This window comes from Bacteroidota bacterium, assembly GCA_016721765.1.
Classification (GTDB): domain Bacteria; phylum Bacteroidota; class Bacteroidia; order UBA4408; family UBA4408; genus UBA4408.
This window is the reverse complement of the sequence record JADKHO010000001.1, coordinates 1,185,928-1,200,483: the sequence shown is the minus strand read 5'-3', so window position 1 is coordinate 1,200,483 and position 14,556 is coordinate 1,185,928. Positions and strand designations below refer to the sequence as shown.

Genomic DNA, 14,556 nt, shown 5'->3' with positions numbered 1-14,556 from the left:
ACCCCCATAACATGCCAAAAGTGCGTGGATTTTTGAAATTGCCTTTAGTGTTACTGTGCATGAATAGCGCAGCTGCTCAAACTTTTCAAAAACTTTACAGTCAAGCTGCGTATAACGATGGCAAAGTATTTTATGAATTGGCTGATTCCGGACATTATCTCTTAAATCTCAGCCAAACAAATACAGCAAATAATTTCAACATTCTAAAAACAAATCTTTTTGGTGACAGTATTAGTTCGAGTTCCTTCTCAATTCCAAAACATACGAGTTTGGTTTTTGGCTATTGCTACAATTCAAAAAATGAAATTTGCATTTCAGGTTGCAAGAATTGGTATCCAACTTATAATGTAAATATTGATACACTTCGGATTTATCGTTATAATTTTAATGGTTCATTAAAGTCGTCGTGGGTTTACCCTGACACTCTTGCCTTGCAAGGTCTTTCGATCTTAAAAACAAGAGATAATGGATTTATCATAGGATCGGGAATAGAAGGAACTTATGGTGCATTAAATAAAATTTTTCTTCTCAAGCTCGACTCTCTTGGAAATATACTTTGGAAAAAATTTATTTTACCCCATTCGGATATATTGATTATGAACGACATTGTTGAATCCGACAATGGCAGTTTCGTTGCAAAAATAAGTGAATATGGCGGGGGCAATTCACCTCGTGCCGGATTTAAATTAGTAAAGTTTGATGCTTTGGGAAATATAATCTGGTCAAGTAGTGTAGTTTATGGAATTTTAGGAATCAACATAAATCAAATTAAAGCTGTGAGCGGCGGCTTTTATATGTTGCTACAAGATGAAGATAGTCAAACCAGTTTGGATTTTACAGTCCTATATTTTATTGATTCGACCGGTGTGCTTCAATGGAGTAAATCCTTTAATAATCCGCACACTTTTTACTCGACTGTTGAAACAAATAAATACACCGGAGACATTTTTTTATGCGGAGGGACTAGGAACAGCCCAAACTCAAGCATTTCAACTGATATTTTAATTACAAAATTAAATCAAAACCATGATTCAATTACTTCCTTTATCTATGGTTTCACTGCAAGACATGATATAATTTCCTATAGTTCCCAGTTAAAAAATGGGAGTATCGGCATAATTGGCAGTAGCGGTGTCCCACCATTAATTGGGGATACAAAAGCGTTATTTATTGTAATTGATTCTCTTGGAAACATGCTTACTTCTACCAAAGCGAGGATTAATGAAAACATAAAACTTATTAGCGTTTATCCGAATCCAAGTAATGGAATTTTTACTTTACAGTCAATAGACACAGAGAATACCAGAATCCTTCTTACGGATATAAGAGGCCGAGAGATTGATACGTTTTATTCTGTTAAAGGCAGTTTTTCATTGGGTGCTCAGCTGAGCAGTGGAATATATTTCCTAACTATTTCAAGCCCTCAACAAACGCAAATAATAAAACTCATAAAGACAAATTAATCTTATTGTCTTCCTGCTCTTCACGTTGATCGAAACAGTAATAAACCTATTGCATATACTTTCCTGCTGAATAGTACTATTTTTGTTTCGTGGAAAAACACCTCGTCAAACAGTTATTCAAAACGGCATTTATAACAGCGCCGCTAATGGCCATCATTTACGCCACTCCACTTTATATTTTTAAAGTCATTCCATTTGCGCAAAATGTTCTTATTTATCCTTTGGTAACTATCCCCATTTTAATTGCATGGCTACTGAATATAGTTTTGCTTGTACTTGTGCCCGCACCTTGGACAAAATCTGTGCTGCGGGCTCTTGTTGTATGTTTGCTTATGTTCGCTGTTAGCGGCCTTGTTATTCATTTAATAAGTCCATTGGTATTGCTTTCAGAAGCTTCCATTTTAATGGTACGGGTTGTAAATATTATTTCGGTAAATGCAATTATTTATGTGTTGATAGATTTAACGCTTACAAAAGAAAATCAAAATAAAATTGAACTTGAAAATGCCAATTTAAAACTCGTTAAACTGGAGGCCGATTACAAATTATTGAAAGATCAAATTAACCCACATTTTTTGTTTAACGCACTTGCTACTGCAAAAGCACTCATCAAGCCTAAACCCGAACTTGCTGAGGAATATATTGTGCGCTTGTCGGAATTTCTAAGACTCAGCATCAACAATACAAAAAAAACGGTTCCTCTAGCAGAAGAATTACAGCTGTGTTTTGATTTTATAACCCTAAACCAAATACGTTTTGGTGCAGCTATTGTGCTTGAAAATAAAATTAGCGGCGACATTAACAATTACTTTGTGCCCTACTTTTCGCTCCTTACACTGATTGAAAATGCTATAAAACACAATACCCTTTCAATTGAAAACCCACTCCAAATTTTTTTAACAGCTGAGCAAGAAATGCTTGAATTGCGCAATACCAGAAATCCAAAATTTGTGCTGGATAAATCCACCAAAACTGGGCTCTTGAACTTAAATGAGCGGTACAAATTAATTACCAACAAAGAAATTGAGGTGGTGGAAACGGAAAATTACTTTTCAGTGAAGATTCCCATTTTAAAAAAATAAATAGGAAACGCGATGAAAATTATTATTATCGAAGACGAACTATACACTGCAAAAGACCTTGAGAATTGCATCCTTGAGCTGAGAAGTGATTTTGAAATACTTTGCATCTTACCTTCAGTAAAAGAAGCCCAAGCATTTTTAAAATCAACAAACAATTATAACCTAATTTTTTCTGATATTCAGCTGAATGATGGTCTTAGTTTCGAGATTTTTAAAAGCATACAAGTTAGCGCACCTGTTATATTTTGTACCGCTTACGACAATTATGCCATCGAAGCATTTAAAGCAAATGGTATTGATTATGTGCTAAAACCCATTAACAAAGCAAGTATTAAAGCTGCAATTGAAAAATATGAGCGTTTGGTAAAACCCGCGGGAGAAGTAAATGAAAACATGCATCACCTATTGCAATTACTTAATAACAACACTCCTCAAAAGTTGCAGAGCGCCCTGCTGGTACATTATAAAGACAAAATAATTCCACAAAAAATTGATGCCGTTTCTTTGTTTTATTTGCACAACGATTCCTGTCGCTTAATAAATTCAGACGGCCAGCAATTCAGCCTCCATGAATCCTTGGATAAAATAGAAGAGTTATGTGGAACCCAATTTTTTAGAGCCAATCGACAATTTTTAGTAAACCGAAATGCCGTTGCTGAAGTTGTTCAACATTTTTCGCGCAAGCATTTGCTAAAACTGAATTTTCCCTTCGATCAAGAAATTAGTGTCAGTAAAGAAAAAACACCCGCATTGTTAACTTGGCTTCAAGAAAAATAGCTGAGTATAATGCTCATCTTTTACACATTGTTCCATATCCTTATTAATTAATTCAAGATAGTGCATCTTGATGGAGGTTATTGTCCACTTCAACCTTTAATTTGTCCGTTTCCCCTTTTCTAAGTGTGTTGATGCATTTCTTTCCTGCTTCTTTGCGAGCGATTCTAAGAATTGGAAAAAATTTACATGCAAAAAAAGTATTTACTCCTAGTTGTTTTGATGCTGGTATTTAAAGCCAATTTAACCGCTCAAAGCAAGTTGCATTTTGGTTCAATTGATTCATTGTTTGCTTACGCAGAAAAAAATTCGGCAGTTATAAAATCAGGATCGGAACAGGCGCTTTTAGCAAAATGGACACGCCTTGCAGCGCTCGGCAACACTGTCAATTTAAGAAGTCCGATTTATGCAAATTATACCTACAACACCGAACTACCTGTAAATTATATTCCTGCTGAAGTATTTGGTGGCCCAGAAGGAACCGTAAAAGCGCTTTCATTTGGACAAACTTATGTTTCCGCATATGGATTTACACCTCAGATAGATATTATAAATCCATCCGCTTGGGCAAGGGTGAAAAGCGCTTCGGTTAACGAGAAGCTCACAGAGACAACAAATCTAATAAGCAAAAAAAATCTGCTCGAATCCATAGCAGCTGCATATTTTAATATAGCATCGCTTCAAAAACAATTAGACGTAGTGAAAGACAATTTAACTGCTGCAGATTCAATTTTCAAAATCACAGGCAATAAATTTAACGAAGGGATCATTCGTGAGCAAGATAAAAACAATGCAGAAATTAATTTCCTCACAGTGAAAGACAAAATGAATCAAGTAAACCTAAGTCTTCAACAACAATACAACGCCCTAAAATTGCTTTGTGAAATACCTGAATCAACAGTATTAAGCATAACAAATACTTCATCCGAAATAAAAGCAATTGGAACTGCCGGCTCAAAATCTGATTTATTAGAACGTCAGCAAAATTTACAAATGGCTTATTTAAAAAGTGAACTGAAGTCTAGCCGACTATTAAGTTTCGCACCAACTGTTTCCTTGCTTTTTAATCAGGCTTGGCAAGTAAATAGTAATACAAGTTTCTTCGATGCAAATTCAAATCGTTTTGGCACACAATATATCGGTTTAAAAGTTAGTGCTCCCTTTCCTTTTGATGTGAACCGACTCACTCAAAATTACACGACTAAAATAAATTACACGCTTGCTAAAATAAACAATGAGCATACGAAATTGCAAAACCAAACAAATAATGCACAACTCGATTTGGATTTTGAGAAAGCACAATCAGGGTATAACTCTGCTAAAAAAATTGCAGCGCTAAAGGAATTAAACTATCAAAAAAGTCTCAATCAATATGTGGCAGGAATATTAAGTACAGAAAATTTACTGCTTTCTTTCACTGACAATTTGAATTCCCGCTTAATCTTCTTAAGCGCAGAGGCGCTTTTGAATTTTACTCAATCAAAAATAAGCATCAATAATATAGTACAATGAGAAACAGAATAGCCATTTCCATCTTCGCTTTTGTATTTGCTTCCTGTGGGAATTCCATACCTGATATAAGACCTGAATACCGAGCAATTACAGAAACAGTTTTCGCCTCAGGAACACTTGAACCTGAAGAGAAATACAATCTTGTAGCGCAAAGTGAAGGCTACTTAATTGAATTGAATTTTAAAGAAGGTGATCTTGTGAAGAAAGGCACTGTATTGGCTGTTGTCGACAATCAACCCAATAGCATTAACGAATCGGCTGCCACAGAACTTACTGCAATAGCACAAAAAAATATTTCAGAAAATGCGCCCGCCTTAAAACAAACTGCTTTAAACATTGAATTGGCTTCCGAAAAAGTAAAGCAAGATGAAGCTCAATACAATCGTTTTAAAAATTTATTAGCGCTAAACAGTGTTTCAAAACTAGAATTTGAAAACATGCAATTGGCATTTGAAGCTTCCAAAACCAACCTCGAAACATTAAAGCAAAACTATCAACTCCAAAGGCAGCAAGCAGAGCAACAACTCATTAATCAAAGTGCCCAAAAAGAGGTGAATTCATTTCTTAAAGAAAACAACAAAATAAAAGCACTTGTCGCCGGTAAGGTTTACAAAAAAATGAAAGAGCTTGGAGATTATGTAAGAAAAGGCGATGTGCTTGCAAGCATTGGAAGTGCCGATGATTGTTATGCTCGCTTAAGTGTGGATGAAAGCAACATCTCAAAAATACAAATTGGTCAGGAAGCACTTGTGTTACTAAATACCAATAAGGAAAAGAGCATTAAGGGTAAAGTTACTGAATTGTTGCCGGCCTTTGAAGAATCAACACAATCCTTTATTTGTAAAGTTCGCTTTTTAGAAAGGCTTCCATTTACGATTTCAGGAACCCAATTGCAGGCAAACATAGTTATTGGCAAAAAAGATAAAGTCCTTGTAATTCCTCGAGCAATGTTAGATTTTGGAAACAATGTAAATGTGAAAGGAAAGCAAGAACCGGTAAAGGTTAAAACAGGTTTTATTTCCACCGAATGGGTTGAAATTACCGGTGGTTTGACTCCCTCAGACATTATTTTACCTATTTCAAAATAAGTCAGTATGAAATTTAAACATGCCATTAGTTCGGAAATTTCCTTGTCGTACATCGTTACAAAAAAGAAACTTACCTTAATAGCTGCATTAGGCGTCACAATTGGCTTAGCTGTATTTGTTTTCATGAATTCGATGATGAAAGGATTTGATCGAATCAGCGGTGAATCAATTTTTAAAAGTGTTGCTCACATTCGTCTTTATAAGGATGATGAAATTAGCAAGCCACTGCCTATAACCGAAAAAGATTCTGCCATTCGACTCATAATAAACCCGCGAATTGTTCCCGAAAACAATGTGCTGGTAAATCCGGAAGCATTACTTCTTTTTTTAGAAAAGCAGGAAAACGTGACTGTTGTGAGTCCTCAAACCAACCTTACTGTTTTTTACAACAATGGTAAATCACAAATTAATGGAACAGCATCGGGAATTAATATTGATGCCGCCGATCGAATGTTTAACATTCATTCCACAATGGTGGAAGGAAATTTGGGAGATTTAAAAAATGTGCAGAATGGGATTATTCTTGGGGTTGGAATTGCGGCAAAAATGAATGTAAAAACAGGCGACAACATCAGCATTAGCTCTTCCAAAAATGTAGTGAAAGTGTTGCGAGTAATTGGCTTATTTCGCACCAATAATTCCAATACCGATAAAAGTAAATCTTATATAAACATCGCTCTTGCACAACAACTCTTACTAAAAAGCAGTAGTTATATTACCGACATTAATGTAAACATTAAAGATTTTGAAAATGCAAAGTTTTATGCGGATAAATTTTCTTCCCTTACCGGATATAAAGCAGAAGATTGGAAATCGGCAAACGAAACCTTAATGGCAGCAGCGCGCATGCGCAAAATTATTATTACAGTTATTTCATTTTCAATTTTGATTGTTGCCGGATTTGGGATTTACAATATCCTAAATATGACCATCTCACAAAAACTAAACGACATTGCCATTCTTAAGGCAATGGGTTTTAAAGGGAAAGATGTTATTCGAATTTTTGTACAACAAGCACTCTTAATTGGAGTGATGGGAATTGCATTAGGGCTGACAGTAGCTACTATTTTGGTGAATGTTTTGCAACATGTTTATGTGGGTGGAGACATTGGCTATTTTCCAATTCGATTCGAACCAAGTATGTATGTAAGGGGAATTTTTCTGGGGTTAATTGTTACTTTTTTTGCAGGCTATATTCCGGCTAAAAAAGCGGCAAATGTTGATCCTGTTTCAATCTTTAGAAAGTAATGGAAAAGCAGGTCGTATTATCCACGCATGGTATTTATAAATATTTTTACGATCCGGTTAAATTTCAAGCTTTGAAAGATATTTCTATTGAAGCTTACAAGGGAGAGTTTTTAACCATTATCGGAAAAAGCGGATGTGGTAAATCAACGCTCTTGTATTTACTTTCAACTATGGATACGGATTATGATGGTGAAATATTGATTGATTCAACAAAAGTAACCGGAATGCATCAAAACAATTTAGCAGGCATTCGCAATGAAAAAATTGGATTTGTTTTTCAGTTTCACTATTTGCTCCCCGAATTTAGTTGCCTCAAAAATGTAATGATTCCCGCGCTGCGATTAGGAAACTATTCGCGAGCAGAAATTGAGGAACGTGCTTATCAAAAATTGGAAATACTTGGCTTAGGTGACCAAGCTTTAAAACCGGCAAGCAAACTATCGGGTGGGCAACAACAAAGAGTTGCCATTGCACGCGCACTAATAAATGACCCTAAGATAATTATGGGCGATGAACCAAGCGGAAACTTAGACAGCAAAAACACACAAATTGTATTTGATATTTTTAAGCAACTTACCATCGAGTTTGGGCAAACGATAATTGCAGTTACACACGATACCGATTTTGCCAAGGCATCTGACAGAACCATCGAAATGCAAGATGGCATAATTATAAGTCATGGTAAATAAAAAGCCCCTATTTTTACCTTAATATATACCTCACAGGGTGGCATTTCGTAATAAAATAAAATTTCATAGCTATCTGGAGTTTTGGGAACAGCTGAGTACCAATGAACGCCAAATAACTGATGTTTTACGGCAAATCATTACACAAAACATAGCCCAAACAAAAGAAAAACTGGCTTACAATGTGCCCTATTACTATGGAAAGCGGAGAATTTGCTTCATTTGGCCCGCATCGATTCCTTTTGGTGGTTTCAAAAATGGAGTAATGCTTGGGTTCTGCTACGGGAATCTACTTCCGGATATCCCAAAATACTTAATCCATGGAACGAACAAACAGGTTTATTATCGGATTTTTCATTCGGTAGAGGAAATAAATGAATCCGCAATAGTTTCCCTTTTGCAGGAAGCAATTCAGGTTGATCATAAGCATCACTAGCCTGCATCCTTACTACTTCCATTTAGTTTCACTTTTCTTCCCTTGATTTAGGTTTAAACTGCTATCTTTGCAGAAGCTTTTCACCCTAAATTAATTTACGCTAATGAGCGATATAATTAAGCATGAATGCGGCATTGCGTTGCTTCGTTTACGCAAACCCCTCCCTTTTTATACTGAGAAATACGGCACACCCCTATACGGCTTAAACAAGTTGTATTTGATGATGGAAAAACAGCACAACAGAGGGCAAGACGGTGCCGGTGTAGCTAACATAAAATTAGATACTGCTCCCGGAAGTCGCTACATAAGCCGATATAGAAGCAACGGAAGCAATGCCATCAAAGAAATTTTTGAAAAAATTAATTCCAAATTGGCAGAAGCAAAGAATGCCAACCCCACTAAATTTAATGATGCAGAATGGTTGAAAAAAAATGCAGCCTTTAGTGGTGAGCTTTTTTTAGGCCATCTCCGTTACGGAACCTTCGGAAAAAATAACATCGAAAATTGCCATCCCTTTTTACGCCAAAATAATTGGAAAACAAAAAATTTGGTAGTTGCCGGTAATTTTAATTTGACCAATGTGGACGAGCTGTTTGATCAATTGGTTGATTTAGGACAACATCCCAAAGAAAAAACGGATACGGTCACTGTAATGGAACGTATTGGCCACTTTTTGGATGTAGAAAATGAGCGCCTCTTTAAGGAATTCAAAAAGGAAGGCCATACCAATCAAGAAATTTCGGAGCTGATTGCACAACATATCGACATTCAAAAAATTCTTGTGGAATCAAGCCGCAAATGGGATGGGGGATATGCTATGGCAGGTCTGCTCGGTCATGGTGATGCGTTTGTGTTAAGGGATCCCAACGGAATCCGACCCGCTTATTTTTATGTTGACGAAGAGGTTGCGGTAGTGGCTTCAGAAAGGCCTGTTATTCAAACTGCCTTTAATGTTCCATTAGAAAAAATTAAAGAGATAAAACCGGGTCAAGCTTTTATTGTTCGTAAAAATGGTGACGTTGGCGAATTTGAAATTCGTAAACCGGAGATTCGTAAGGCTTGTTCTTTTGAGCGAATTTATTTTTCAAGGGGCAGCGACGCAGCTATTTATCAAGAAAGAAAAGCATTAGGCACTTCCTTATGTCCAGCAATTTTAAGTGCAATTGAGAACGATACGCGGAATACGGTTTTTTCATACATTCCCAATACAGCCGAAATTGCTTTTTATGGAATGGTGAAAGGGATTGAAGATTATCTCACGAAAGTGAAACAAAAGAAAATTTTGGAGCAAGCATCCGAACTTAACTCCGAAAAGCTCTCAAAAATTCTATCAATACATCCAAGGATTGAAAAGCTGGCAATTAAAGATGCCAAGCTACGCACCTTCATTACCGAAGACATTCACCGTGATGAAATGGTTGCACACGTGTATGATGTTACTTATGGCGTTGTTAAACCAACCGACACGCTTGTGGTTATTGACGACTCTATTGTGCGTGGAACTACCTTGAAGCAAAGCATTCTGAAAATGTTAGACCGCCTAAATCCAAAAAAAATAATTATTGTTTCCAGTGCACCACAAATCAGATACCCGGATTGTTATGGTATAGATATGGCCAAGTTAGGCGATTTTATTGCTTTTCAAGCTGCAATTCAATTGTTGAAAGATAATTTTAAGGAAAATATCATCGACGATTGTTACGAGAAAGCTAAAGCAATGGATGAACTTCCGAAAGATAAAATCAGCAATGTGGTAAAGGAAATTTATAAGCCCTTTACTCCAGAACAAATTTCAAAAAAAATTGCAGAACTGCTTACTCCCCAAAGCATCAATGCAGAGGTTGAAGTAATTTATCAATCGCTAGAAGGCTTACATACAGCCTGCCCCGAAAATTTAGGCGATTGGTATTTTTCGGGCGATTATCCCACACCTGGAGGAAATAAAGTGGTTAATAAATCCTTTATCAATTACATTGAGGGAAAAAACGTAAGGGCATACTAACCGAATAATTAACGCTCAACTCCGATTTTACAGCCTTCTGATTTTGCTTTTTAAAAAAAAGTAGTAATATTACTTGCAATAAATTTTTAACCCTATAATTTCTTGAAAATGAAAACAAATTTTTACAAAATCTTTTTTTGTGTAATCATGGCATTCTTACTCAAATCAACTTTTGAGGCCAATGCACAAATTTCAAATTATGTTTTTTCACAATCCAACGGAATTTATATTCCCATTACCGGCGGAATTTCTTTAGGTAATGCAACAAGCACAAATGATGAGTACTTTGTGGATGCTGCTAGCCCCCTTGGTGGAACAACTGTACTTGGTAATGGTTTGCCAATTGGTTTTTCATTTAATTACAATGGTGCACCCTACGATAAATTTGGTGTCAATGCCAATGGATGGATTGTTTTAGGGAATGGCTTTGTAAACTTTACGGGTGCAAATTTAAACGTTCCTATTAACGGAACCTTAAATAATGTTATAGCTGGGTTTGGCCGAGATTTACAAGCACAAACCGGTTGCTCCATCCGTTTTGAAACTATTGGTAATGCTCCTAACCGAATTTTGGTGGTGCAATGGGACAGGTATAAACGCGCAAATCAGGTTTCTACAGATAGTATCGGTTTTCAAATTCGCTTAAATGAAGCAGACGGTTCAGTGAACATAGTTTATGGAAAAGTACAAACTGCATCTCAAAATCAAAATCTTGAACAGGTGGGAATAAAAGGAACGGGGGCATTAGATGTGGCTTTGCGCACCAGTGCTAACAGTTGGATTGCAACATCCGCTTCTACTACTGCCACTGCAACTTGTAACTTTAACACAACCGTTTTTCCACCTAGTGGACTAACTTTCTCTTGGGTTATTCCATTGCCCTGCACTGTTCCACCGACTGCTGGAATTGCAACAGTATCAACCAGTTCATCTTGTGCAGCTTCTAAAATTGTTAGTTTAACAGGTAGTTCTACCGGCTCAGGAATCAGTTTGCAATGGTTGGTATCACCCGATGATTTGAATTGGACAGTTATCAATGGAGCCAATACGCTTAGTTATCAAGTAAGCCAATCCGCTTCAAATTATTATTCTTGCATCGTTACTTGTTCCGGAATTCCAGACACCAGTTCTTCTGTTTTGGTTACAGGAAGCTCCTCGGCTGTAACTTGCTATTGCAGTACCAACTTACACGGCCCTACATGTCAAGCCGGGAATATAAATAACCTGAGCATAAGTACCACCACTTTATCAAATCAGGGTAGCGGTTGTGCCAGCTTAAATGGCAACTCCTACACAAGTTATACTGATACAGGTAATTATACTGCAACCCTTTTAGCCGGTCTAAGTTATAGCTTTAATGTTACTTCCACTGGCAATGGTACTATTTCCTTGTGGATTGATTACAATCAGAATGGGGTTTTTGAAGCTTCTGAATGGACGCAGTTAGCTGCTGCTGCGGTTGCAAATGCAGCAAATGCTACAATTGTTAATATTCCTGTTACTGCGATAAGCGGTAAAACCGGTATGCGAATTAGATATCGCTTAACCGGCGGTGCCAATGCAGCAATTGATGCCTGTACTCAATTTGGTTCCGGCGAAACAGAAGATTATTTAATTACAATAGGCCAACAAGCCCCTTGCACAACACCAATAGCTGGTATAGCTAGCAGCAGTGCTTCCGGAATATGTCCTGGAGTAAATTACACGCTTCAATTAACTGGTAATTCAGTTGGCTCCGGTCTTACTTTCCAGTGGCAATCCTCTTCGGATAGTTTAGTTTGGACAAATATAAATGGTGCAAATAATGCCTTTCTTACTACCTCAGCAAGTCAAAAAACATATTACAGATGCTACCTCACCTGCGGTGCATTAAGCGACACAAGCAATGGTGTAGCTGTACTAATTAACCCTGCAACCCTTTGTTATTGTAGCACAACTTTGCATAACAATACAAACTGTAACCCTGCAGGTAGCATTAATGATGTAACTATTTCTGGCACTTCATTAAGCAATTTGGGAACAGCTTGTGCTTCCACAACTGCACAATCCTATTCAAGCTATGCTCCAATTGGAAGCAATACAGGCTCTTTGGATATTGGTGCTCCATATAATTTTAATGTAACCGTTACAAATGCGGGCAATACCATTTCGCTTTGGATTGACTTTAACCAAAATGGGCAATTTGAAGCCAGCGAATGGACACAAGTTTCTGCCGGTACACTAGCAAATGTGGCAAGTACCAAAGTAATAGTTATTCCTGTAAATGCACTCCCCGGACAAACCGGTATGCGCATTCGAACACGGCAGCAAGGAGGAGCAAATGCAGCAACTGATGCATGTACAGGCTTTGCCTCTGGTGAAACGGAAGATTATATTATAACTTTAGTTCAGCAATTGCCTTGTGTAGCACCTCCAACAGCCGGGCTTGCAATTTCAACAGATAGTACTGTTTGTGGTGGTGTTTCATTTACTGTTTCATTAAGTGGAGCCAGCTCCGGTGCAGGCTTAGGGTATGGATGGCAATCTTCAACAGATAATATAAATTGGGTAAATACAGGAAGTGTTGCGTATCCCTTTTTTACAACCACTCAAAATCAAAGTACCTATTATCGTTGTGTGCTTAATTGCAGCGGTATGGCTGATACCAGTTCAGTTGTGTTGATTCTCCAAAATCCATCAAATCAATGTTATTGTACTTCTTCCGCAAATCAAACCAGCGACACTGATATTGGGAATGTTACATTTGGGACTTTGAATAACGGCGTAGGAATTCCTGCAACACAAAATCCAACAGCTATCGGTAATTATTCTGATTTTACTTCATTGCCTCCTCAACCTTATACTCAAAATACCAGCTATCCTATTTCTCTTACACAAATAAATAGCGCCAATTTCTTTACAGCGCGAGCAGCTGTATTCATTGATTACAACCAAAACGGTAGTTTTACCGATTTAGGCGAAACAGTATTTACTGCTACAACCACCAATGTTGCTGGTGGAAATACTGTGAGCGGCACAGTCATAATTCCTGCTACAGCAGTGCCCGGAACAACAAGAATGCGCGTAATGATGATTGAGGGAAATACTAACCCCACCCCTTGTGCTGCCTATCAATGGGGCGAAACTGAAGACTATTTAATAAACATCATTCAACAATTACCATGTGTTGCTCCGCCAACCGCAGGACTTACTTCTGCAAGTGATAGCACAGTGTGTGCAGCAACATTTACTCTTTCGTTAATTGGTGCAAGTTCAGGTTCAGGAATGACCTACGTTTGGCAATCATCAAGCGACAGCATTCAATGGAATGTTATTAGTGCTGCAACTTCAACATTTTATTCTACCACGCAAAATCAAAGCACCTATTATCGATGTATTCTCACATGCAGTGGATTAAGCGATACAAGTACCGTGGTATACGTAACTCAAAACCCATTATCCGGCTGCTATTGTACTTCTTCTGCCAATAATGCGGCTGATACTGATATTGGAAATGTAACTTTTGGTGCTTTAAGTAATGGGCTAGCTACTCCTGTTGTGAGTAACCCTACAGGTACTGGCACATACACTGATTACACTGCACTTCCACCTCAAACCTTTAATCAAAATACAGCCTATGCAATTTCAGTATCCCAAATAACCTCCAATGCAAACTTTTTTGCAGCAAGGGTAACTGTTTTTATTGATTACAATCAAAATGGCGTGTTTACTGATGCAGGTGAGCGTGTATTAACAGGAACAACCTCTTCTGGTGTTGCTGGAATTGTTTCCACTGTTAGCGGCAATATTCTGATTCCTGCTACAGCAAGTTTAGGGCTTACCAGAATGCGTGTTATTTTAGCAGAAGGTGCCGGTCCCGGGATTCAAAACCCATGTGGCACTTTCGGATTTGGAGAAACAGAAGATTACATCATTAATATTGATCTGTTTAATGCTGTAAAAAATTACAATTCATCGAATTTAACATTCACGGTTTTCCCTAATCCATCAAATGGAAATACAACTTTCAACTATTCAATAATTGAAAAATCTTTGGTTACAATTGATTTGTTTAATGTGGTTGGAGAAAAAATAACATGTTTACTTAATGCGCAAATGCAAGCCGGCAATAACTCTTCAAGTTTTGACTTGAAACAATTAGGTGTGAAACCCGGTAGTTATTTTATTAAAATTACAAGTGGCAATGAAAGTAAGACTGCCCGCTTAACAATTTATTAAGCAGCATTATTTTGTTTTTTGAAAAATGCGGAAGTGGTAACTCCATT

General features: G+C 37.2%; 10 protein-coding genes. All 10 read left to right on the top strand.

What is annotated here, in order from left to right; genetic code table 11:
* Window positions 1–11 precede the first annotated feature (11 nt).
* The gene (locus tag IPP32_04235; GenBank protein MBL0047290.1) at window positions 12–1,463 is read left to right on the top strand and encodes a T9SS type A sorting domain-containing protein; all 1,452 of its coding nucleotides are present in this window, start codon (window positions 12–14) and stop codon (window positions 1,461–1,463) included.
* 146 nt (window positions 1,464–1,609) lie between these two features.
* Complete coding sequence (locus tag IPP32_04230; protein MBL0047289.1) at window positions 1,610–2,545, top strand: histidine kinase; 936 nt, start codon at window positions 1,610–1,612, stop codon at window positions 2,543–2,545.
* Window positions 2,546–2,557: 12 nt separating this feature from the next.
* Window positions 2,558–3,322: a response regulator transcription factor gene (locus IPP32_04225; protein ID MBL0047288.1), complete on the top strand. Its 765-nt coding sequence runs from the start codon at window positions 2,558–2,560 to the stop codon at window positions 3,320–3,322.
* A gap of 186 nt (window positions 3,323–3,508) precedes the next feature.
* A complete protein-coding gene (locus tag IPP32_04220) occupies window positions 3,509–4,831 on the top strand; it encodes a TolC family protein (protein ID MBL0047287.1) in 1,323 nt (440 codons plus the stop codon).
* The gene (locus IPP32_04215) at window positions 4,828–5,919 is read left to right on the top strand and encodes an HlyD family efflux transporter periplasmic adaptor subunit (protein MBL0047286.1); all 1,092 of its coding nucleotides are present in this window, start codon (window positions 4,828–4,830) and stop codon (window positions 5,917–5,919) included. Before IPP32_04220 ends, IPP32_04215 begins: the two co-directional genes overlap by 4 nt.
* Window positions 5,920–5,925: 6 nt before the next feature.
* The gene (locus tag IPP32_04210; protein ID MBL0047285.1) at window positions 5,926–7,167 is read left to right on the top strand and encodes an ABC transporter permease; all 1,242 of its coding nucleotides are present in this window, start codon (window positions 5,926–5,928) and stop codon (window positions 7,165–7,167) included.
* Window positions 7,167–7,856 (top strand): ABC transporter ATP-binding protein, encoded by a 690-nt coding sequence (locus IPP32_04205; protein ID MBL0047284.1) that lies wholly within the window; start codon window positions 7,167–7,169, stop codon window positions 7,854–7,856. Before IPP32_04210 ends, IPP32_04205 begins: the two co-directional genes overlap by 1 nt.
* A gap of 37 nt (window positions 7,857–7,893) precedes the next feature.
* Window positions 7,894–8,289: a DUF1801 domain-containing protein gene (locus tag IPP32_04200; protein MBL0047283.1), complete on the top strand. Its 396-nt coding sequence runs from the start codon at window positions 7,894–7,896 to the stop codon at window positions 8,287–8,289.
* Between the two features lie 103 nt (window positions 8,290–8,392).
* Entirely contained in the window at window positions 8,393–10,291 is a 1,899-nt protein-coding gene (locus IPP32_04195) for a class II glutamine amidotransferase (GenBank protein ID MBL0047282.1), read from the top strand.
* Window positions 10,292–10,438: 147 nt separating this feature from the next.
* On the top strand, window positions 10,439–14,509 hold the full coding sequence (locus tag IPP32_04190) for a T9SS type A sorting domain-containing protein (protein ID MBL0047281.1): 4,071 nt from the start codon (window positions 10,439–10,441) through the stop codon (window positions 14,507–14,509).
* Window positions 14,510–14,556 lie beyond the last annotated feature (47 nt).